Genomic DNA, 21,353 nt, shown 5'->3' with positions numbered 1-21,353 from the left:
AAAGTGATTTGGGGCCATTTGCGCAGTTGCGTCCTTCTGCACGAAATGTAATGTCATAACATATTGATTTGTTTTTAAGCAAAGGCGGAAATATGGGCGCGACTTCCTCTGGGGGTGTCAGCCGGGGCAGGCACAGGCGGCGAAATCAAAACACCAGTCTCCATCGCAGGATAAGAGGCGGTTCACCAATGCGGGCTTATGACGCGCTGCCGCCTGAATTGCGTCAGTGGCTTGCAGCCGCCTGCCTTCCGTGGAGCCCGGCTTCCGCAAAGCGGATCTGGATTCGTGCAGGCGGAACCCATAATCCGGAAGCGGCGAAAACCCGGCTGGATGCAATTGAAAGGGCAATGCTGAAGCGGGACGCCCGGATCTGGAAGCCAAAATTCGATCAGCCGGAGCGGCAGGATCGCGCCCAATAGGCCATTTACCTTGGAAATATGGGCTTTCCACTTGCGCCGGTCAGCAAATCCGCCTATACGCGCGCTGTCTGAACAAGGGCGGTCAACGTCCGGATGACGTATCTGAGCAGGGCCGGGTCACCTCGGCCCTTTGTGTTTGTGTAATCGGATGCGCCCCGGATCACGTCCGAAGACGTCATGAAACAAGACCGGCGGAGACAACCGCTCGGCCAGTAAAAACGTATGTAAAGGAAAACAACGCCACATGGCTAACGCATCCATGGAGGAATTCGAAGCCCTCCTTAATGAAAGCTTCGAAATGGACACACCCGAAGAGGGTTCTGTTGTCAAAGGCAAGATTCTGGCGATTGAAGCCGGTCAGGCCATCATCGACGTCGGCTACAAAATGGAAGGCCGCGTTGATCTGAAAGAATTCGCAAATCCCGGCGAAGCTCCTGAAATCGCTGTTGGTGACGAGGTCGAAGTATACCTGCGTGCCGCAGAAAACGCCCGTGGCGAAGCCGTCATCTCGCGCGAGATGGCCCGCCGTGAAGAGGCATGGGACCGTCTGGAAAAAGCATATGCAGACGACCAGCGCGTCGAAGGTGCAATCTTCGGTCGCGTCAAAGGTGGCTTCACCGTCGATCTGGGTGGCGCAGTTGCGTTCCTGCCCGGCTCGCAGGTTGACGTCCGCCCCGTGCGCGACGCTGGCCCGCTGATGGGTCTGAAGCAGCCGTTCCAGATTCTGAAAATGGACCGCCGCCGTGGCAACATCGTTGTTTCGCGCCGCGCTATCCTGGAAGAATCGCGTGCCGAACAGCGCGCCGAGGTTATCGGCAACCTGTCCGAAGGTCAGACCGTCGAGGGTGTCGTCAAGAACATCACCGAATACGGTGCATTTGTTGACCTGGGCGGCGTTGACGGTCTGCTGCACGTCACCGACATGGCATGGCGCCGTGTGAACCACCCGTCCGAGATCCTGACGATCGGCGAAACCATCAAGGTTCAGGTTATCAAGATCAACAAAGAGACCCACCGCATCAGCCTGGGCATGAAGCAGCTGCAGGAAGATCCGTGGGATCTGGTTGCTGCCAAGTACCCGCTGGGCTCGGTCCATCAGGGTCGCGTCACCAACATCACCGACTACGGCGCGTTCGTCGAGCTGGAAGCTGGTGTCGAAGGTCTGGTGCACGTGTCCGAGATGTCCTGGACCAAGAAAAACGTCCACCCCGGCAAGATCGTTTCGACCAGCCAGGAAGTCGACGTCATGGTTCTGGAAATCGACGGCGCCAAGCGTCGCGTGTCTCTGGGCCTGAAGCAGACTCAGCGCAACCCATGGGAAGTGTTTGCAGAAACACACCCCGAGGGCACCGAGGTCGAAGGCGAAGTCAAGAACATCACCGAATTCGGTCTGTTCATTGGCCTCGAAGGCGACATCGACGGCATGGTTCACCTCAGCGACCTGTCCTGGGACGAGCGTGGCGAGGATGCGATCCAGAACTACCGCAAAGGCGACATGGTTTCGGCCGTCGTTTCGGAAGTTGACGTGGAAAAAGAGCGTATCTCGCTGTCGATCAAAGCCCTGGGCGGTGACAAGTTCGCCGAAGCCGTGGGCGGCGTGAAGCGTGGCTCGGTCATCACCGTTGAAGTCACCGCGATCGAAGATGGCGGCATCGAGGTCGAATATGAAGGCATGAAGTCGTTCATCCGTCGTTCGGACCTGTCGCGTGACCGTGCCGAGCAGCGCCCCGAGCGTTTCTCGACCGGTGACAAGGTCGACGTCCGCGTCACCAACGTCGACAGCAAGACTCGCCGTCTGGGCCTGTCGATCAAAGCACGCGAGATCGCCGAAGAGAAAGAGGCCGTGGAACAGTACGGTTCTTCCGACTCGGGCGCATCGCTGGGCGATATCCTGGGTGCAGCGCTGAAATCCGGCGACTAAACCTCAGGCTGTTCGAAGCAGTCGAATTTCGGCCCCGCACGTCAGTGCGGGGCCGTTTTTGTTGCGAATCAATATGTTCTGATTTCCAGGCCCAACTTGGGCAACAGGCGTTCTTTCGAGCCCGGAATCAGGCCCGCAGGCAAAAAATTGCGTGAGAATATGGCAAAATGATGCCTCGGCACGCGGAGTTTGCGTTCCCCCGTTCCGCGTTTTTTCTTATACTGTCCAAAACAATAGACATGGTAATCCGGTCGCCTGGGAGGGTAATGCCTATGATCCGTTCAGAATTGATTCAGAAAATCGCCGACGAGAACCCGCATCTTTATCAGCGTGACGTTGAACGGATCGTGAATACCGTTTTCGAGGAAGTGACCGATGCTATGGCCCGTGGCGACCGGGTCGAACTGCGCGGATTTGGCGCTTTTTCTGTCAAACAGCGGGACGCGCGGGTCGGACGCAATCCCAGAACCGGTGAGACCGTGCAGGTCGAGGAAAAATGTGTACCGTTTTTCAAGACAGGCAAGTTGCTAAGGGATCGTTTGAACGGTAAAGCCTGACCTTATGATGCGCTACATTCGATATGCTTTTCTTGCGGTCCTCGGGATCACCCTGATCTCGATTTCGCTAGCCAATCGCGAAATGGTTGAACTCAAGCTTATGCCGGATGCCTTGTCCGAGCTGGTTGGCTTCAACCTCAGCACCTCGTTGCCGCTGTTCCTAGTTGTTCTTGGGGGCGTGGTTGCCGGGCTGGTCATAGGCTTTCTTTGGGAGTGGCTGCGCGAACACAAGCACCGCCGCGACGCGACGGCCAGCAAAGGCGAAGTGCGCAAACTTGAGCGTGAGGTCAAGAAGCTCAAGAAAAAGCAGAATCAAGGTCAGGATGAGGTTCTGGCTCTGCTGGACGAGGCCAGCTAAGCGGCATGTCTACTGAAATTAGTGTGAAAATCTGCGGCCTGACCGCCCCGGCTCAGGTGCGCGCGGCCGTAGATGCTGGTGCACGATACCTGGGATTCAACTTCTTTCCCAAGTCGCCCCGGTATGTCACGCCCGAACAGGCGGCTGCGTTGATGGCTGACGTGCCGGTTGGCGTGGCCAAGGTGGCCCTGGTCGTGAACCCCTCGGACGATCTGCTGGACAGTATCACTCAGGCGGCGCCCTTCGATATGTTGCAATTGCACGGCAGCGAAAGTGCTGAGCGTGTGCGCGAGGTCAAGGAACGTTACGGCTTGCCGGTGATGAAGGTCATCGGTGTGGCAGATGCCGAAGATCTGGCCGCAATCGATATCTACAGCGACGTCGCGGACCAGCTTCTGATTGATGCCAAAGCCCCCAAGAACGCGGTCTTGCCGGGCGGTAACGGGCTGGCGTTTGACTGGCGGTTGCTGGCTGGGCGCAAATACTGGCGTAAGCCATGGATGCTGGCCGGCGGTTTGAACCCGGAAAACGTGGCCGAGGCCATTCGGATGACGGGAGCACGGCAGGTAGATGTCGCCTCAGGTGTTGAAAGTGCTCCGGGGATCAAGGATTCGGGCCTGATCAACGCCTTTATCGAAGCCACCCGGTGATCTGATCGGGCCGCCATCGCGTATCTCCTTTCAAGGAGTATGAATGGATGCTGGCCGCAATCGGTGGAGTTGCCCTGAAAAACTGGTATCACGCGCCCGAGTTCTTCTGGCGCGCGCGCCAGGCTTATTTGCAGGCCCGTGACGATCCGCTGTGCCTGCGGGTGGAACTGTTCCCACATCAGGGCCTGTATTTTTCGCTGAGCGTCTGGCACGACGCCGAGGCCATGCTGACATTCGCCCAGTCCGGCCCGCATCGGCGCGTTGTGCAGGCGGCCTCCCGGTTGGCGGAGGTGCATGAGTTCCATCATTTCAACTGTATTGCCGTGCCAAGCAGAGACCAGGCGCTGCGGGTTTGGTCTCAGCATGTTCATGCGGCTGAATGATACGTTTTGCCATGGCAAATCCCGCCGCCACCTCCTATGAACAACGGGTACGACGAGGGAGACACCCATGGCCAACGATCTTTTCAATTCCTTCATGTCCGGGCCCGACGAACAGGGCCGTTTCGGCATCTTCGGCGGACGGTTCGTCAGCGAAACGCTGATGCCCCTGATCCTGTCGCTGGAAGAGGAATATGAGAAGGCCAAGGACGATGCGACCTTCTGGGCCGAGATGGACGATCTGTGGGCCAACTATGTTGGCCGCCCGTCGCCGCTGTACTTCGCGGAACGCCTGACCGAACATCTGGGTGGTGCAAAGATTTACCTGAAGCGTGACGAGCTGAACCACACCGGCGCGCATAAGATCAACAACGTGCTGGGCCAGATCATTCTGGCGCGGCGCATGGGCAAGACCCGGATCATCGCTGAAACCGGGGCAGGGCAGCACGGCGTAGCCACCGCCACCGTCTGCGCCAAGTTCGGATTGAAGTGCGTGGTCTACATGGGGGCCCATGACGTGCAGCGTCAGGCTCCGAACGTGTTCCGCATGCGCCTGCTGGGGGCCGAGGTGATCCCTGTGACTTCCGGTCGCGGGACACTGAAAGATGCAATGAACGACGCGCTGCGCGACTGGGTGACCAACGTGCGCGATACGTTCTACTGCATTGGAACGGTTGCTGGTCCGCACCCGTATCCGGCGATGGTGCGCGATTTTCAGTCGATCATCGGCAAGGAAGCCAAGGAACAGATGATGAAGGCCGAAGGCCGTCTGCCCGATACGATCATCGCCGCCATCGGTGGTGGGTCGAACGCGATGGGCCTGTTCTACCCATTTCTCGACGACAAGTCCGTGAATATCATCGGCGTCGAGGCGGGCGGTAAAGGCGTGAACGAAAAGATGGAGCATTGCGCTTCTCTGACCGGTGGTCGTCCGGGCGTTTTGCATGGCAACCGAACCTATCTGCTGCAGGATGACGACGGCCAGATTCTTGAAGGCTATTCCATTTCCGCTGGTCTGGACTACCCAGGCATCGGGCCAGAACATTCATGGCTGCACGAGGTAGGGCGTGCGCAATATGTCTCGATCACGGACAAAGAGGCGCTGGAAGCGTTCCAGCTGTGCTGCGCAACCGAAGGCATCATCCCGGCACTCGAACCCAGCCACGCACTGGCCCATGTGATGAAGATTGCCCCGGAACTGCCTAACGATCACCTGATCTGCATGAACATGTGCGGACGCGGCGACAAGGATGTTCAGACGGTTGCGAAATACCTGAACTTTGACATGTCCGACACCGAAGGCCGCGAGGCAATCTAAGCCTCTGATTTCGTCAGCGTAAGCCAGACAGATGTTGCACGGCGGTGGGTCCGAGAATCATTGGACCTGCCCCGGTCGCCATACTGCTTTCACTGTCTCGCAATTGCGGAAAATGAAGCGCTTTGGCGCGGATTGTCTGGCTTTTGCCGGGTTAGCTTGCAGTGCCGAAACAGCCCTCCTGTAAGGTCTGGTTAGAAAGCTGCTGAGTTTTACCAGGATTTTTCCGCCAACCCTCAGCATTATTTGCCAAATAGGCGCCGGGATAATCCCTGCCGCAAGCGCCAGATTCGGCGCATCTGGCAAATTCGATACACGCGAAATAATTGAGATGTGGTGAATCTGTACAGCGTTTTGAATTTGAATAAACTCACTGGCACTTCGCAACTTCTGGTTGCTAATCATAATGTGCCCCGGACGGTGTCAGAACTCAGTTGCGCGTTCGGAATGGCATGTCATAAGGCGCATATCCTTGTGTTATGCCCCTATCGGGTTTGTTGGAGGTTGGTATGGTTAACTCCTTTTTTAGTAGGCTGCTTGGCCTCGTCTGTTTGGTTTCAGTCGTTCTGTTCGGCAGCAGCAAGGAAGGCGCGGCCTTTGGTGGGGCTACCTTCTTCAATACACCCATTGCGTCACCCAATGGCGGTTCCGTCCAATTTACCAACATCCCCGGCGCAACGACTGCATTTGTCGCCCTCAGCGGCAGCGGCCAGGCACCGGGCGGTGCGATTTACTTTGGTGGCGGGATCACGCCGTCTCCGATCATCACTCCGGCCGGATTGACCAACCTCGGTTGGCTGAACCCAACCATTCTCAGCCAGGACGGCGCAGACAGCACATATGCCGCCGACGGTTACATGGGGATCATTTTCACGGCTCAGGAAACCCCGGGTGGGCCGCTTTACAGATACGAACTGGCCCTGTCGGGTGTGACGAACACGCAGATCATCAGCACCCGGACGCTGGTGGATACGACCCAGCCCACGGCTTCGGTCGGGGCGCTGACTGCGACAGGAAACGGCACCTTTACCGCGACAATCACCCTCAGCGAACCCAGCACCGACTTTGTTGCCAGTGATCTTTTGGTGGTGAACGCAACCGCGACCATGACCGGTTCGGGTGTCGATTACGTTGCCACACTGACACCGCAGAACAATGGTACGATCGAGCTTTCGGTTCCGGCCGGAGTTTTCACCGACGCCGCAGGCAATCTTAATCTGGCGTCGAACACTGTTACAACCGTGCAGGCCGCAACAAACACGCAGCGTTTGATTCAGGCCTTTCAGAATGCCCGCGCGAACAGCCTGGTTTCCAACCAGCCCAACCTGACGCGGTTTCTGCAACAGTCCGGCGCGGGAGCGTTCGATGCGTCCGTATCTCAGGGCGCCGGGTTTCTGAACTTTGCCAGCGATCCGACCTTGCCCATCTGGCTGAATGTCACAGGCAACTGGAGTTCGCAGGACGACTTTGACAGCAGCTATGCTTTGGCGGTTCTCGGGGCGCACCATAAGGTTAATCAGAACCTGTTGGTCGGTGCGATGCTGCAGTTGGACTATGCCGAAACCGAAAACGGCGCGTCCGAGATTGACGGCACCGGGTGGTTTGTTGGTCCGTATGTCGTGGCGAAACTGCCCGAGCATCCGATCTATTTCGAAGGACGTGCGCTTTACGGGAAAGCTGACAATGAGGTATCGCCTCTGGGCACATACTCGGACAAATTCGACAGTGACCGCTGGCTGGTGCAGTCGCGGGTCACAGGCGAAATCCAGCGCGGGGCGCTGACCCTGATGCCGCTTCTGGATCTGAGCTATGTCAGCGATGATGCCGAGGCCTATACGGACAGTCTGGGCAATCCGATTTCGGCCCAGGATTTCAGCCTGACGACCGTTCAGTTGGGAATGGATTTCAGCCACCCGATCTCCGTCGCACGTGGCAGCATGATTCTGACGGGCGGTCTGTCCGGCGTCTGGAGCAGCACATCAGGCACCGGCACCGTGCCGGGCGTCGCCCCGATCGGGGACACCACACGCGGCAGGGTCGATCTGGGTCTTGATTACAGGTTGCAGAACAACAGCCTGCTTGCGGCAGGTGTGTTTTACGACGGCATCGGCGAAAGCGGATTTGAAAGCTACAGCGTCGATCTGACGTGGCAGATCAACTTCTGACCGATTGAATCCTTGAAGTCCCGGATCCGTCCGGGACTTCTTTTTCTAAAAAATAAGCCGAAACGGGTTCTAAAGACCGACGAAGGGTCAGGACCCGGCTTTGTGCTGTTGAAGGATGTCCAGCGGCACAATGTCCAATGCGCGCTGATGCGTGGCCTCAAGATGAACCCTCGGGGCGCAGCCCTCGTCATGGGCCTGCAGGAACCGACCCGCACACAGACACCAGCTATCGCCGGGCTTGAGGCCCGCGAAATCGAATTCGGGGCGTGGGGTGCTCAGGTCATTTCCGACATATTTGGAATAGGCGAGGAATTCGGCTGTCATAACAGCACAAACCGTATGGCTGCCCTGGTCTTCGGGGCAGGTATTGCAGGCCCCGTCCCGGAAGAATCCGGTCAGCGGATCACGCGAACAAGGGACAAGGACACCCCCCAGCACATTGATGCTGTCCTGTTTTTGCATAGAGGCATCCTACAGGGTTTGGGCGATCTTGCGGAACATTTCTATATTCTGATCGCTGACACCGGGTTCGCGGAATTTGCGATCGGCTCCGGTGGTGACAATCAGGACATCCCGCGGCCGATCGAAATAGATGTATTGCCCATAGACGCCGCGCGCCAGAAATTCGCCCTCATGCGCGTTTTTGGGGATCCACCATTGATATCCATAGCCGATCTTGCCGGTTTCGGTTGGGGCACTTGGCCATGTCGACTCGGTAATCCAGTCGGCGGGAACAATCTGCTCGCCGCTTCGGGAACCGTCTTGCAGTATCATCTGTCCGAACCGGGCAAAGTCGCGTGTTGTAAAGTTCAACCCGCCAAGAACAAACGCGACACCGGCCCCATCCGTGATGTAGTACCCATCGCGTTCCAGCCCCAAAGGCTGAATGATCCTTTCGGTCAACAGCTCGGTAACACTGCGCCCGGTCGCGCCGCGAATGACCATACCGATCACATGCGTGTCGATTGATACATATTGCCAGGTGTCACCCGGCGCGGCAAAGCTGTCCTTCAGGGACGCGGCGAAGTCGTCCAACTCCCCGCCCAGCGCCACGGCACGGCCCATCCGATTGATGTCCGAGTTGTAATCCAGATAGTCCTCGTCAAATGTCACGCCGCTGGCCATGTTCAGGACATTGCGGATCGTGGCGCCGTCATAAGCGCTGCCGGCCAGTTTGGGCGCATATTTCACCACAGGATCGTCCAGCGAGTCGATTGCCCCCTCGGCCAACAGAAGGCCGAACAGGGCGGACAGATAGCTTTTGGCGACGGACCACGATATCCGCCGATCGTCCGGGCCGGTGTCCAGATAGTATTCTTCGAACCGGATCTGGCCTTTCTGCATCACCAGCAGGGATGTCACAGCGCGCTCCCCGATCCATTGATCGGTTCCCTCAGGCAGATCAAAGCCCGGTCCATAAGGCAGTTCCCATGTCGGGCCGCTCCCGCGCGGCAGATCGACCGTCAGAAAGGCGTCGCTCATGTGCGAGAAATTGTGAACGATCCGCTCTTCCGAGAACAGGGAATTGACCGCCAGAAGCCGCTCGATCTCTTCCCGTTTCCACAGGCCAACGACGACGGCCGCCAAAACCAGCGCCAGAACAATGCGCAACAGCCATCTGAATACAGTTCTCATTCGTCCCCTCCACCTGATCAACACAATAGAAAAGAGGTCCGGGACCTTTCGCAATCCGAACGTTGCGGCAGCAGGTGATTTACCGAAACTTGTCCAACAGCTTTTGCATCGGTGACCGGTCATCCGGGGCCGGAATAGGCTCAGGGTCGGTCGCAGCTTTTGGTGTGGGCCTTTCCGGTGTTTTTGACGACCGCGCAGGCACCGTCCGCAAAGCGACGGCATTCATGAATTTCCCGCTTTCCCCTTCGGCAAGATATTGGGCCCCGTCCGAAACGCCCCGCAGGACGTCTTCCAGCCAGTTGGCGTCAGCCTTGGCAAAATCGCTTAGCACATAGGCCGAGACCATTTCCTTGCGCCCCGGATGGCCAATCCCTAGCCGTACCCGGTCATAGGCAGGACTGATGTGTTCGTGGATGGATCGCAGCCCGTTATGCCCCGCGTGACCACCGCCGGCCTTGACCCGCACCTTTCCGGGGGGCAGGTCCAGTTCATCATGAAAGACGGTCACGTCAACCGACTCGAGCTTGTAAAACCGCATCGCTTCACCAACGGACTGGCCGGATCGGTTCATGAAGGTTTGCGGTTTCAGCAGCAGAATTTTGTCCGTGCCGAGACGACCTTCGCAGACCTCGGCCTGAAACTTTGAACGCCAGGGACCAAACCCGTGATCCTCGGCGATGCGGTCCAGTGCCATGAAGCCGATGTTGTGACGGTTTCCAGAGTATTTTGAACCGGGATTCCCCAGGCCGACAAACAGCTTCATCATTTCGTCCTTACATGTCGCGGGCCAATACCTGAATACGTATCAGGTTCATCGCACGGTTCGCCACCGCCTTTCCAGTCCCGCCCGGCCAAAAGAAAAACGGGGCTCTGAAAGAACCCCGTTTCATATCCAGAACCAAAAGGTTCCGAAATTATTCTTCAGCGCCGATTACTTCGACTTCGTCGGCTGCAACTTCGCCCTCTTCGCCGTCTTCATCGTCGCTGGACGTCAGACCGGTCGGAGCCGAAATGTTCGCGATCACGAAGTCACGGTCGATGGTCGGCTTGGTGCCGGCCGGCAGGTCAACCGACGAAATCGTCACAACGTCGTTGATGTTCAGACCGGTCAGATCGACGGTGATCTTTTCAGGAATGTCACCGGCGGTGCACATCAGTTCGACTTCCGGACGAACAACGGTCAGAACGCCGCCCTTCTTGATGCCGGGCGCTTCTTCTTCGTTGATGAACTCAACCGGGATGAACAGCGCGATCTTGGTGGTCCGGCGCAGGCGCATCAGGTCCAGGTGGGTCGGCAGGTCTTTGACGACATCCCGCTGAACGTCGCGGCAGATGACGCGGACGTCTTCGTGGCCTTCAACCTTCAGGTTCCACAGGGTCGACTTGAACCGACCTGCTTTCAGGCGCTTGAACAGAACGTTGAACGGGATCTGGATCGGCAGCGGCTCTTTGTCGCCACCAAAAACAATGCCCGGAACCATGCCGTCGCGGCGTGCCTGACGAGCGGCGCCCTTGCCTGTCCCCGTCCGTTCCAGAGCTACGAGATCAGGAATCTCTCCAGCCATGATAATTCTCCAATGTTAGGGCGGGCATCCTCCAAGGCTGTATGCCCGCGTGAAGCCGCGTCCTTAGCTTGATTCATTGGGTTTGGAAAGGGGTTTTTGACGGGTTGTCATTTTGCGAGGCTCTGCCTCGCGCTCCGGGATATTTGGGGCCAGATGAAAAACGGATCCGGTCTTCATCTGGCTAAAAATATCCCGGGGGAGACGCCCGTAGGGCGGCGGGGGCAGAGCCCCTGACAACAGCGGCCCTCTCAGTTCTGCCAGCGACCACCGAAGTCTTCTGGAACCAGCAGATTGTGGCGCCCCAGATCGCCAACATTGCGTTCGCCGCACAGCGCCATGGTGGTGTCCAGTTCTTTGTGGATGACGTCCAGCGCCGTGGTTACGCCTTTCTGACCCATCGCCCCAAGGCCATAGACAAAGGCGCGGCCGATATATGTACCCTTGGCCCCCAGCGCCAGTGCCTTCAGAACGTCCTGACCCGAACGGATGCCACTGTCCAGATGTACCTCAACGTCTCCGCCAACGGCGTCCATGATCTGCGGCAGCATTCGGATGGAACTGAGCGCACCATCCAGTTGGCGACCGCCGTGGTTCGAGACCACAATGGCATCCGCCCCCAGCTTTGCGGCCATCTTCGCATCTTCGGCATCCAGAATACCTTTCAGGATAACCTTACCGCCCCATTGCTCCATCAGCTTTTCGACCTTGCCCCAATCAAGGCTTGGGTCGAATTGTTCGGCAGTCCAGGCCCCCAGCGAGGATGCGTCAGAAACGCCATGCGCATGTCCGACGATATTGCCGAACTCGCGTCGGCTGGCACCTAGCATCTCGATTCCCCAGGCCCATTTCGTCATCAGGTTGGCGATTGTTTTGGCCGTCAATTTCGGCGGGGCGGACAACCCGTTCTTGAGGTCCTTGTGCCGCTGGCCGAGGATTTGCAGGTCGAGTGTGATCACCAATGCCGAGCATTTGGCGTCCTTGGCCCGCTGGATCAGGCGATTGATGTAGTCCTGATCCTTCATCGTATAAAGCTGGAACCAGAACGGCTTGCCCGTGTTCTCGGCCACATCTTCGATGGAATTGATTGACATTGTCGAAAGGGTGAAGGGTACGCCGAAATCTTCCGCTGCCTTGGCCGCTTTTATCTCGCCATCTGCGTGTTGCATGCCGGTCAGCCCCACTGGCGCCAGCGCGACCGGCATCGTTACGTCCTGCCCGACCATCTGTGACGCGGTCGAACGCCCGGACATGTCTACTGCAACCCGTTGGCGCAGGCGGATGTCCTCGAAATCCGAGGAGTTTTCGCGAAAGGTCTGCTCGGTCCAGCTGCCGCTTTCAGCGTAGTCGTAGAACATCCGTGGCACGCGGCGTTCATAGATGCGCCTGAGGTCTTCAATCGTTGTAATGACTGGCATGATTCCGGGTCTCGGTAGTTTTGGTTAATTTTCTTTACCAATTTCTCCTGCGCTCTGCAACGTATCTCTGGCAACAAAAAAACCGCAGCTCGCAAAGGCGGGCTGCGGTTGACGCATGAGACGAGTTTTGTCGGCAGATCAGGCTGAATGTGCACCGTCCGCCAGTGACCGGACGAAGCTCAGGATCTGGCCGACCGGCTTTCCCTCGGCAATCTGGCTGACAATGGCTGAACCGACCACGGCGCCATCAGCTATGCTTGCGATTGCCTTCGACTTTTCGGGTGTATTTATGCCAAAGCCCACGATAACCGGCAGATCGGTCTCCGACTTGATCCGAGCTACCTCCGGGCCGACATTGGTGGCCTGCGCCTCGGCAGCGCCGGTGATGCCGGTGATCGAGACGTAATACACAAAGCCCGATGTATTCTGAAGGACGCGGGGCAGGCGCTTGTCGTCAGTTGTGGGCGTTGCAAGCCGGATAAAGTTCAGGCCGGCGGCCTGCGCGGGCAGGCACAGTTCGGCATCCTCTTCCGGGGGCAGGTCCACAACGATCAGGCCATCGATCCCGGCGGATTTAGCCTCGGCCAGAAAGTCGTCGACACCTCGGCTGTAGATCGGGTTGTAATATCCCATCAGGACAATCGGGGTCGTATCATCCGTTTCCCGGAAAGCCCGCGCCAGGTCCAGTGTGCGCTGCAGGGTCATTCCCCCGTCCAGCGCGCGCTGGCCTGCAGCCTGAATCGTAGGGCCATCAGCCATCGGGTCCGTGAAGGGCAGGCCCAGTTCGATCACGTCGACACCGGCGCCCGGCAGACCTTTCACGATCTCAAGCGAGGTGTCGAAATCGGGATCCCCGGCCATGACGTAGGAAACAAAGGCCTTCCTGCCTTCGGCCTTGAGGGCGGCGAACTTGGCGTCGATACGGGTCATCTTCTGTCCTTGCATTCAGGTTTGAACCTGATGTGCAGAAACTTTGCCCGGAAATCAATCCCGCCAAGGCTGAATGGTTCAGAACGCGTAATGATATCTGACCAGGGCCGAGTTGACACCCGGGTTGTCGTCATGGGTGCTGGCGTTGGATTTGTGGGCAATCGCGAATGACAGTTTGTTGCCATTGTTCAACGTATATCCAAGGCCAACAAGGCTGCGGATCTGGAACTCTCCGCCCAGATCGTTCAATGAGTCGCCTTCGGAAAAGTACCCTGGCATGACGCTGCCTTCAACGAACCATCGGTCAGCGAAGGTGTAGAACCCGATCAACCCGATCCCGATATGAACATCACCAGCCGTATCCACCGTCAGGGCGCTGCCCCAAGTCGCGGACACGCGGGTGGCTTCGTAAAAGGGGCGGTGCTGGTACTCGAGCGAGAAAGCGGCTTCATCGTCTGCGTCGCTGTCGGAGAAATCCGAATACCCAGCGCCAAAGATGATGGTTTGAGCGTACGCTGCCGGAGCGGCCATTATCAGCACAAGGGCTGCAACAAAACTCTTCATAATTGTTGATCACTATCTGGTTGTTTGCAACGTCTTACATGGTGAGCTTAGAGCGCAGGATTCAATGCGGGCAAGATCACGGATGTCGAACGATTTCGTGATGTTGCATTTTGGACCAGGCCGCCATCTTTCGCTCTGGCTTGCGCATTGACCCGGACCTGCATAGAAGCACCCCTCGAATGGCATCAGGAGACCGTCATGGGCTTTAAAATGGGAATCGTGGGTTTGCCGAATGTGGGTAAGTCGACCCTCTTCAACGCGCTGACCAAAACCGCGGCTGCACAGGCTGCGAATTTCCCGTTCTGCACGATCGAACCCAACGTGGGTGATGTGGCCGTGCCCGATGATCGGCTGGACAAGCTGGCGGCGATTGCAAGCTCGAAACAGATCATTCCCACGCGGATGACGTTCGTTGATATCGCCGGTCTGGTTAAAGGTGCCTCGAAAGGCGAGGGGCTTGGAAACCAGTTTCTGGCCAACATTCGGGAAACCGACGCCATTGCCCATGTGCTGCGCTGTTTCGAAGACGGAGATGTGACCCATGTGGATGGCCGTGTCGATCCGGTAGCTGATGCGGACACGATTGAGACCGAGCTGATGCTGGCCGATCTGGAAAGCATCGAAAAGCGCCGCGCCAATCTGGTGCGCAAGCTGAAAGGCAGTGACAAAGAGGCACAGCAACAGGACCGCTTGCTGGCCCAAGCGCAAGCGATGCTGGAAAGCGGCAAGCCCGCGCGTCTGGTTGAAGTGTCAGACGAAGATGCCAAGGCCTGGAAGATGCTGCAACTGCTGACCACCAAGCCGGTGCTCTATGTTTGCAACGTGTCCGAAGAAGAAGCTGCCGAAGGTAATGAGTACTCGGCGAAGGTGGCCGAAATGGCCGCTGCTCAGGGTAATGCTCACGTTATCATCAGCGCCAAGATCGAAGAAGAGATCAGCCTGCTGGAAGCGGACGAAGCCCAGATGTTCCTTGAGGAAATGGGCCTGGAAGAACCCGGTCTCGATCGTCTGATCCGAGCAGGTTACGACCTGCTGAAACTGGAAACCTATTTCACCGTCGGCCCGAAAGAGGCCCGCGCCTGGACCATCCGCACCGGCACCGCCGCGCCGCAGGCCGCTGGCGTGATCCATGGGGATTTCGAAAAAGGCTTCATCCGTGCCGAGACCATCGCCTATGACGACTACATCGCTGCCAATGGCGAACAGGGTGCGAAAGAAGCAGGCAAGATGCGGGCCGAGGGCAAGGGCTACATCGTCAAGGACGGCGATGTGATGCACTTCTTGTTCAACACGTAAATCAATCAGGCTGCGGCAAGTTTTCAGAGCGCTTCGTTTAAGCTGCACTGGGTGATCAGCCACCTGCCGTCAGCCTGCTTATATAGGATATTCAAAGAGGTACCCTGGCCGGTCGTACCTTCGCTGTAACGAGCGAGGCACCAACCGACATTGTCATTGATATCAGCGTGCACAATTTCGATGACTTTGTCTTCGCCGCCTTCCTCAACCCACTCCGAATGGATATCTTCTATGGCTTGTCGCCCGATCGCTGCAGGGCCATAGGGTGAAAACAACTCTGCGTTTTCTGCAAAGTACGACGCGCATCCGGCGGCATCATTTGATCGATACCTATCGACGTATCCGTCATACAATTCTTGAAAAACGTCCTTTGCCGTCATTATGCGCTCCGTGCGTTCGTACGCTCGTTTCATTAGAGTTAGTTGACCAAGCGAGGCAAGAACTCTGTATTGCCGGGTCGCAGGCAGAGACGGCGCTTTTCCTTTGGAAAAATGCGGTTAGAGTGTCATTTTGCCCGACGTTGGAATGCTAAAACATGATCGAAATCCGCGACCTTCAACTCCTCAGCGCCTTGGCGCGGCAACGCCATTTCGCCAAGGCGGCCGAGGAATGTGGGATTTCTCAACCCGCGTTTTCCATGCGCATCCGCAATCTCGAAGATCGGCTGGGCGTTTCAATTGTCCGCCGGGCCAACCGATTTCAGGGCCTGACCGAAGAGGGCGAGATGATCGTCCGCCGCGCGCGGCGTATCCTCGATGACGCAAAGGCGCTGGAACAGCAGGTGCTGGCCGCGCGGGGTGAGATTACGGGGACGTTGATTCTGGGCGTGATCCCCACCGCGATTGCCTTTACCGGACGCCTCATCAAACGCCTCCAGCAAGCTCATCCACGCATTTTGTCGCGGATCGAAACCATGTCGGCCTCGGCCATTCAGCACCGGCTGGACGAAGGCAGTCTGGATGCGGGCATCACCTATGGCGACAGTATCGGCACTGACTTGCGGCAGGTTCAGCCGCTGTATGAAGAAACCTATGTGCTGCTGGTCCCGTCCCACATGACCGAGGAAACCGGCCCTATTCCGTGGGCTCGGGTGGCTGAATTTCCGATCAGCCTTCTGGAGCCGCAGATGCAGAACCGACGTATTCTAGACCGGATTTTCGCCGAACAGGGCCTGCATCCCCACGTCGTCGCCGAAACCAGTGGCTTTACCGCATCGATGGTGATAGCGCGCGAGGGGCTGGCAGCTACGGTTGTTCCTCGCGTTCTGGTCCGGGCGTTGGGTGATCTGAAGGGAACCAAAGTGCTGCCCTTGGTCGATCCCGTTGTCAGCAAACCGATTTGTCTGGCGACCCTCAGTCGTGACCCGGAATTGCCAACGGTCGAGGCTTTGCGTGCCGTGGTGACGTCTTTACGGTGATAAACTGTCGTTATCGTGCGATTGAATTTGGCGATTTGACGATATGCTATTCTGATGAGACACGGAGCCTCAATCGGAGGGCATCATGGCACCATTAGACACCAAGCCATCAGGCGCACCCAAGGGCGTCTGGAAGTCAGGTAAAGGCAAAGGGCGGCACACGCCCAAAGGCCGTCAGTTCACGGATGAGGCGCAGGCGGAGATTCATCGCCTGCTGGGCGACCGCCCGCGCCGCCGCGACCTGCTGATCGAATTTCTGCATTTGATTCAGGACGAACACGGCCATATCAGCGCCGATCACATTGCCGCGCTGGCGGTCGAGATGCGGATCGGACAGGCCGAGATTTATGAGACGGCGACCTTCTACGCCCATTTCGATGTTGTGAAAGAAGGCGAGACCCCTCCGCCTGCGCTGACGATCCGTGTCTGTGATTCCCTGTCCTGTGAAATGGCCGGTGCCCAGCAGCTGCAGAAGGCGCTGGAAGACGGTCTGGACCCGGCAGAGGTGCGTGTGGTGCGCGCGCCGTGCATGGGCCGTTGTGATACCGCGCCGGTGCTCGAAATCGGTCACAACCATATCGACCATGCGACCCCCGAAAAGGTGCAGGCTGCGATTGCTGCGGGCGACACTCACGCCCATCTGCCCGACTACGTAGCCTTCGCTGCTTATGAGGCAAACGGCGGCTACGCCAAGCTGAAAGAGCTGCGCGACGGTGGTGACTGGGAGAAAGTGCAGGAAGACATCCTGTCCTCGGGCTTGCGCGGCCTGGGTGGTGCTGGCTTCCCATCCGGCAAAAAGTGGGGCTTTGTTCGAATGAACGAGGGCACACGCTATCTGGCCGTGAACGGGGACGAGGGCGAGCCTGGCACGTTCAAAGACCGCTACTATCTGGAACGCACGCCGCATGTCTTCCTTGAGGGCATGCTGATTGCCGCCTGGGCGGTCGAGGCCGAGACCTGCTTCATCTACATGCGCGACGAGTATCCGGCGGTACTGGAAATCCTGGCCCGTGAGATTGCCGCGCTGGAACAGGCCGGGATCGTCGAAAAAGGTTACATCGACCTGCGTCGCGGTGCTGGCGCATACATCTGCGGTGAAGAATCCGCGATGATCGAGTCGATCGAAGGCAAAAAGGGCCTGCCGCGTCACCGTCCTCCATTTGTGGCGCAGGTAGGGGTCTTCAACCGTCCGACCTTGGTGCACAATGTCGAGACGCTGTATTGGGTCTCGAAAATCTGCCGTGAGGGGCCGCAGATTCTGAATTCAGTTGAAAAGAATGGTCGCAAGGGCTTGCGGAGCTACTCTGTCTCGGGCCGAGTAACCAACCCCGGTGTTTACCTGCTGCCTGCGGGTTCGACCATTCTTGACGTGATTGATGCCGCCGGCGGCATGGCCGAAGGTCATGCGTTCAAGGCGTATCAACCGGGCGGGCCGTCGTCAGGTCTTCTCCCCTCCAGTATCGACGACGTCCCGCTCGACTTTGACACCCTGCAGCCGTTGGGCACCTTCATCGGGTCTGCCGCTGTGGTGGTTCTGTCCGATCAGGACACGGCCCGCGATGCGGCGCTGAACATGCTGCGGTTCTTCGAGGATGAAAGCTGTGGTCAGTGCACGCCCTGCCGGGCGGGCTGCGAAAAGGCGGTGAAGCTGATGCAGGCCGACAAGTGGGATCAGGATCTACTGGAGGACCTGTGCCAGGTCATGGGCGATGCCTCGATCTGCGGTTTGGGGCAGGCGGCCCCGAACCCGATCCGCCTGGTCATGAAACATTTCGCTGACGAAATCTGAGGGAGACAGAGCCATGCTTGATGCAAGCCCAACCAAGACCGTCACCTTCAACCTGAACGGCGAAGACGTTACCGTCCCCGAGGGCTGGACCATCTGGGAAGCCGCCAAGGGGCAGGGATTCACTATCCCGCACCTGTGCCACAAGCCACAGCCGGGCTATCGCCCCGACGGCAACTGCCGCGCCTGTATGGTCGAGGTGGAAGGCGAGCGCACTCTGGTCGCCTCGTGCATCCGTCCTGCAGCCGAGGGAATGGTCGTCAAGACCGACAGTGACCGCGCCGAGAAATCACGCGCCATGGTCATGGAACTGCTGGTTGCCGACCAGCCCGAGGAAGCGCACGATAAATCGAGCCACTTCTGGGATATGGCCAAGCTGAACGATGTCAGCGACAGCCGTTTCCCGGCAAAAGAGGCCGACAAAATCCCGCTGCTGGACGACAGCCACGTTGCGATGCGCGTCAACCTGGACGCCTGTATCAATTGCAATCTCTGCGTCCGTGCATGCCGTGAAGTGCAGGTCAATGACGTGATCGGCATGGCCGGTCGTGGCCATACGGCGCAGGTCGTGTTCGACCAGAACGATCCGATGGGCGCGTCGACCTGTGTGGCGTGTGGCGAATGCGTTCAGGCCTGCCCAACCGGGGCGCTGATGCCCGCGACCGTGCTGGACGATCACCAGCACGGCGACAGTAAGGACTTCGATAGCGAAACCGAAAGCGTCTGCCCGTTCTGCGGCGTGGGCTGCAAGGTTTCGCTGAAGGTCAAGGACGGTAAGGTCAAGTATGTCGAGGGCATCAACGGCCCCGCCAACGAAGGCCGCCTGTGCGTCAAAGGTCGCTTTGGCTTTGACTATATCCACCACCCGCACCGCCTGACCAAGCCGCTGATCCGGCGCGAAGATGCACCTGAGAAGGGGCTGAACGTCGATCCGGGCAACCTGTCGACCCACTTCCGCGAAGCGACTTGGGAAGAGGCGATGGATCTTGCCGCCACCAAGTTGAAGGCGCTTCGCGACGAAGACCCGCGCAGCGTTGCAGGCTTTGGTTCGGCCAAGTGCACCAACGAAGAAGCCTATCTGTTCCAGAAGTTCATCCGTCAGGGTTTCAAGCACAACAACGTCGACCACTGCACACGTCTGTGTCACGCGTCGTCAGTTGCTGCTCTGATTGAGAACGTCGGTTCCGGGGCAGTGACCGCGACCTTCAACGAGATCGAAAACGCGGATGTGGCGATCATCATTGGTTCGAACCCGATCGAAAACCATCCGGTTGCGGCAACCTACTTCAAGCAGTTCGCCAAGCGTGGCGGCAAGCTGATCGTGATGGACCCGCGCGGCGTCGGCATGCGCAAGTTCGCCGACGAAATGCTGCAGTTCCGTCCGGGTGCTGATGTCTCGATGCTGAACGCGATCATGAACGTGATCGTCGAGGAAGAGCTGTATGACAGCCAGTACATCCACCGCTGGACCGAGAACTGGGAAGCCGAGAAAGAGCATCTGCGCCAGTTCACGCCCGAGGCGATGTCGCCGATCTGCGGCATCGAACCGGATCAGCTGCGCCGTGTCGCGCGCACCTTTGCGCAAGCCAAGGCTGGACTGATTTTCTGGGGCATGGGCGTCAGCCAGCACATCCACGGCACCGACAACTCGCGTTGCCTGATCTCGTTGGCTCTGATGACCGGCAACGTCGGTAAACCCGGCGCGGGTCTGCACCCGCTGCGTGGTCAGAACAACGTGCAGGGTGCATCCGATGCGGGCCTGATCCCGATGTTCCTGCCGGATTACCAGACCGTGACGGACGATGGCATTCGCGCCAAGTTCAACGAGGTCTGGAACTCGGACGACTTCTCGAACGAGAAGGGCCTGACCGTGACCGAGATCATCGACCAGATTTATGCGCGCAACATCAAGGGCATGTATATTCTGGGCGAAAACCCGGCCATGTCCGACCCGGATGTGAATCACGCGCGTGACGCGCTGGCCAAGCTGGACCTGATGATCGTGCAGGACATCTTCCTGACCGAAACGGCGAACTATGCTGACATCATCCTGCCCGCCTCGGCGCTGTATGAAAAGAACGGCACGGTGTCGAACACCAACCGTCAGGTGCAGCGGGTGCGGCCGGCTGTGACCCCTCCGGGTGAGGCGCGCGAGGACTGGAGGATCACCGTTGATCTGGCGCAGCGGATCGGGCTGAACTGGGACTACACGGACGTGTCTCAGGTGTTTAATGAGATGAAGCTGACCATGGCGTCGCTTGACAACATCACGTGGGAGAGGCTTGAGACCGAAACCATCACCTACCCGTCGCTCAGCGAGACCGATCCGGGGCAGGCGATTGTATTCGGTGACGGATTCCCGCGCGCGGATGGCCGGGCCCGGTTTACCCCGGCCAGCGTCATCCCGCCGGATGAAGCGCCGGATGACGAGTACCCGATGATCGCCACCACCGGCCGTCAGTTGGAACACTGGCACACCGGGTCGATGACTCGTCGGTCGAATGTTCTTGACGCTGTTGAGCCGGAAGCGAACTGTTCGATGAATCCCCGCACGCTCAAGCTGATGGGGATCGAGCCGGGTGAGATGATCCGGCTGACCACCCGGCGCGGGACGATTGACATCATGGTTCGAGCCGATCGGGCGATCGCCGAAGACATGGTCTTCATTCCGTTTGCCTATGTTGAGGCGGCGGCGAACATTCTGACCAACTCGGCCATCGACCCCTATGGGAAAATCCCCGAGTTCAAATTCTCGGCCATTCGCGTTGAAAAGATTGGGGATGCCATCGCAGCGGAGTAGGCGCCGCGCACGACAAAAATTCAAGGGCGGTTCTGATCAGAGCCGCCCTTTCGCGTTTCACACCATCCTGTGCCGGTCATGCCTGTCCAAAACTGTGCAGCGTCAGTTGCGCCTCAACGCGCCGCAGTCGCCAAGGAGCAAGGCGAAAAAAAGCGCTTTGGCACAGGACAAAACAAACTT

General features: G+C 58.3%; 21 protein-coding genes. 12 read left to right on the top strand and 9 right to left on the bottom strand.

Annotated elements, in window-relative coordinates:
• Positions 1 to 92 precede the first annotated feature (92 nt).
• The 7 genes from ACR0FE_RS05430 (at position 93) to trpB (ending at position 5,603) form a co-directional block, all read left to right on the top strand.
• The gene (locus tag ACR0FE_RS05430; RefSeq protein ID WP_480911566.1) at positions 93 to 419 is read left to right on the top strand and encodes a DUF6525 family protein; all 327 of its coding nucleotides are present in this window, start codon (positions 93 to 95) and stop codon (positions 417 to 419) included.
• Between the two features lie 244 nt (positions 420 to 663).
• Positions 664 to 2,340 carry a 30S ribosomal protein S1 gene (rpsA, locus tag ACR0FE_RS05425; protein WP_170613425.1) on the top strand — a complete coding sequence of 559 codons (1,677 nt, stop codon included), beginning with the start codon at positions 664 to 666 and terminating at the stop codon, positions 2,338 to 2,340.
• Positions 2,341 to 2,612: 272 nt separating this feature from the next.
• Entirely contained in the window at positions 2,613 to 2,897 is a 285-nt protein-coding gene (gene ihfB, locus ACR0FE_RS05420; protein WP_037310872.1) for an integration host factor subunit beta, read from the top strand.
• A gap of 7 nt (positions 2,898 to 2,904) precedes the next feature.
• Positions 2,905 to 3,255, top strand: a complete 351-nt coding sequence (locus ACR0FE_RS05415; RefSeq protein WP_480911900.1) for a lipopolysaccharide assembly protein LapA domain-containing protein — start codon at positions 2,905 to 2,907, stop codon at positions 3,253 to 3,255.
• A 5-nt stretch (positions 3,256 to 3,260) separates the two neighbouring features.
• Complete coding sequence (locus tag ACR0FE_RS05410) at positions 3,261 to 3,905, top strand: phosphoribosylanthranilate isomerase (RefSeq protein ID WP_170613421.1); 645 nt, start codon at positions 3,261 to 3,263, stop codon at positions 3,903 to 3,905.
• A gap of 47 nt (positions 3,906 to 3,952) precedes the next feature.
• Entirely contained in the window at positions 3,953 to 4,288 is a 336-nt protein-coding gene (locus ACR0FE_RS05405) for a hypothetical protein (RefSeq protein ID WP_170613420.1), read from the top strand.
• A 67-nt stretch (positions 4,289 to 4,355) separates the two neighbouring features.
• Positions 4,356 to 5,603, top strand: coding sequence for a tryptophan synthase subunit beta (gene trpB / locus ACR0FE_RS05400; RefSeq protein ID WP_170613418.1), 1,248 nt, complete (start codon positions 4,356 to 4,358; stop codon positions 5,601 to 5,603).
• Between the two features lie 57 nt (positions 5,604 to 5,660).
• Here trpB and ACR0FE_RS05395 read toward each other — a convergent pair whose 3' ends face one another.
• Positions 5,661 to 6,005 carry a hypothetical protein gene (locus tag ACR0FE_RS05395; protein WP_480911563.1) on the bottom strand — a complete coding sequence of 115 codons (345 nt, stop codon included), beginning with the start codon at positions 6,003 to 6,005 and terminating at the stop codon, positions 5,661 to 5,663.
• Between the two features lie 104 nt (positions 6,006 to 6,109).
• Between ACR0FE_RS05395 and ACR0FE_RS05390 the strand changes: the two genes are divergently transcribed.
• Complete coding sequence (locus ACR0FE_RS05390; RefSeq protein ID WP_480911561.1) at positions 6,110 to 7,765, top strand: Ig-like domain-containing protein; 1,656 nt, start codon at positions 6,110 to 6,112, stop codon at positions 7,763 to 7,765.
• A gap of 87 nt (positions 7,766 to 7,852) precedes the next feature.
• On the opposite strand, the gene ACR0FE_RS05385 is transcribed toward ACR0FE_RS05390, so the two are convergent.
• From ACR0FE_RS05385 to ACR0FE_RS05355, 7 genes are all read right to left on the bottom strand, one after another.
• Positions 7,853 to 8,227 (bottom strand): DUF2237 family protein, encoded by a 375-nt coding sequence (locus tag ACR0FE_RS05385; RefSeq protein WP_480911559.1) that lies wholly within the window; start codon positions 8,225 to 8,227, stop codon positions 7,853 to 7,855.
• Between the two features lie 9 nt (positions 8,228 to 8,236).
• Positions 8,237 to 9,400: a serine hydrolase domain-containing protein gene (locus ACR0FE_RS05380; RefSeq protein ID WP_480911558.1), complete on the bottom strand. Its 1,164-nt coding sequence runs from the start codon at positions 9,398 to 9,400 to the stop codon at positions 8,237 to 8,239.
• Between the two features lie 79 nt (positions 9,401 to 9,479).
• Positions 9,480 to 10,163, bottom strand: a complete 684-nt coding sequence (gene pth / locus ACR0FE_RS05375; RefSeq protein WP_480911556.1) for an aminoacyl-tRNA hydrolase — start codon at positions 10,161 to 10,163, stop codon at positions 9,480 to 9,482.
• Positions 10,164 to 10,314: 151 nt separating this feature from the next.
• Positions 10,315 to 10,965 (bottom strand): 50S ribosomal protein L25/general stress protein Ctc, encoded by a 651-nt coding sequence (locus tag ACR0FE_RS05370; protein WP_480812634.1) that lies wholly within the window; start codon positions 10,963 to 10,965, stop codon positions 10,315 to 10,317.
• Positions 10,966 to 11,213: 248 nt separating this feature from the next.
• Complete coding sequence (locus ACR0FE_RS05365) at positions 11,214 to 12,380, bottom strand: alpha-hydroxy acid oxidase (protein WP_480911554.1); 1,167 nt, start codon at positions 12,378 to 12,380, stop codon at positions 11,214 to 11,216.
• A 138-nt stretch (positions 12,381 to 12,518) separates the two neighbouring features.
• Positions 12,519 to 13,310 carry a tryptophan synthase subunit alpha gene (gene trpA, locus ACR0FE_RS05360; RefSeq protein ID WP_170678260.1) on the bottom strand — a complete coding sequence of 264 codons (792 nt, stop codon included), beginning with the start codon at positions 13,308 to 13,310 and terminating at the stop codon, positions 12,519 to 12,521.
• Between the two features lie 78 nt (positions 13,311 to 13,388).
• Positions 13,389 to 13,874 carry an acyloxyacyl hydrolase gene (locus ACR0FE_RS05355; RefSeq protein WP_480911552.1) on the bottom strand — a complete coding sequence of 162 codons (486 nt, stop codon included), beginning with the start codon at positions 13,872 to 13,874 and terminating at the stop codon, positions 13,389 to 13,391.
• A 198-nt stretch (positions 13,875 to 14,072) separates the two neighbouring features.
• Here ACR0FE_RS05355 and ychF point away from each other — a divergent pair, with 198 nt between their 5' ends.
• A complete protein-coding gene (gene ychF, locus ACR0FE_RS05350) occupies positions 14,073 to 15,170 on the top strand; it encodes a redox-regulated ATPase YchF (RefSeq protein WP_321251396.1) in 1,098 nt (365 codons plus the stop codon).
• Positions 15,171 to 15,193: 23 nt separating this feature from the next.
• On the opposite strand, the gene ACR0FE_RS05345 is transcribed toward ychF, so the two are convergent.
• Positions 15,194 to 15,550: a YybH family protein gene (locus ACR0FE_RS05345; protein WP_321251398.1), complete on the bottom strand. Its 357-nt coding sequence runs from the start codon at positions 15,548 to 15,550 to the stop codon at positions 15,194 to 15,196.
• A 155-nt stretch (positions 15,551 to 15,705) separates the two neighbouring features.
• On the opposite strand from ACR0FE_RS05345, the gene ACR0FE_RS05340 reads away from it, so the two are divergent.
• The 3 genes from ACR0FE_RS05340 (at position 15,706) to fdhF (ending at position 21,173) form a co-directional block, all read left to right on the top strand.
• On the top strand, positions 15,706 to 16,587 hold the full coding sequence (locus ACR0FE_RS05340; protein WP_480911549.1) for a LysR family transcriptional regulator: 882 nt from the start codon (positions 15,706 to 15,708) through the stop codon (positions 16,585 to 16,587).
• 85 nt (positions 16,588 to 16,672) lie between these two features.
• Positions 16,673 to 18,376, top strand: coding sequence for an NAD(P)H-dependent oxidoreductase subunit E (locus tag ACR0FE_RS05335; protein ID WP_480911547.1), 1,704 nt, complete (start codon positions 16,673 to 16,675; stop codon positions 18,374 to 18,376).
• Positions 18,377 to 18,389: 13 nt separating this feature from the next.
• Entirely contained in the window at positions 18,390 to 21,173 is a 2,784-nt protein-coding gene (gene fdhF / locus ACR0FE_RS05330) for a formate dehydrogenase subunit alpha (RefSeq protein ID WP_480911545.1), read from the top strand.
• Positions 21,174 to 21,353: the final 180 nt, after the last annotated feature.

Source organism: Ruegeria sp. K7 (assembly GCF_056531785.1).
Note: the sequence above shows the minus strand (reverse complement) of the source record. Positions and strands in the feature narration are given on the sequence as shown.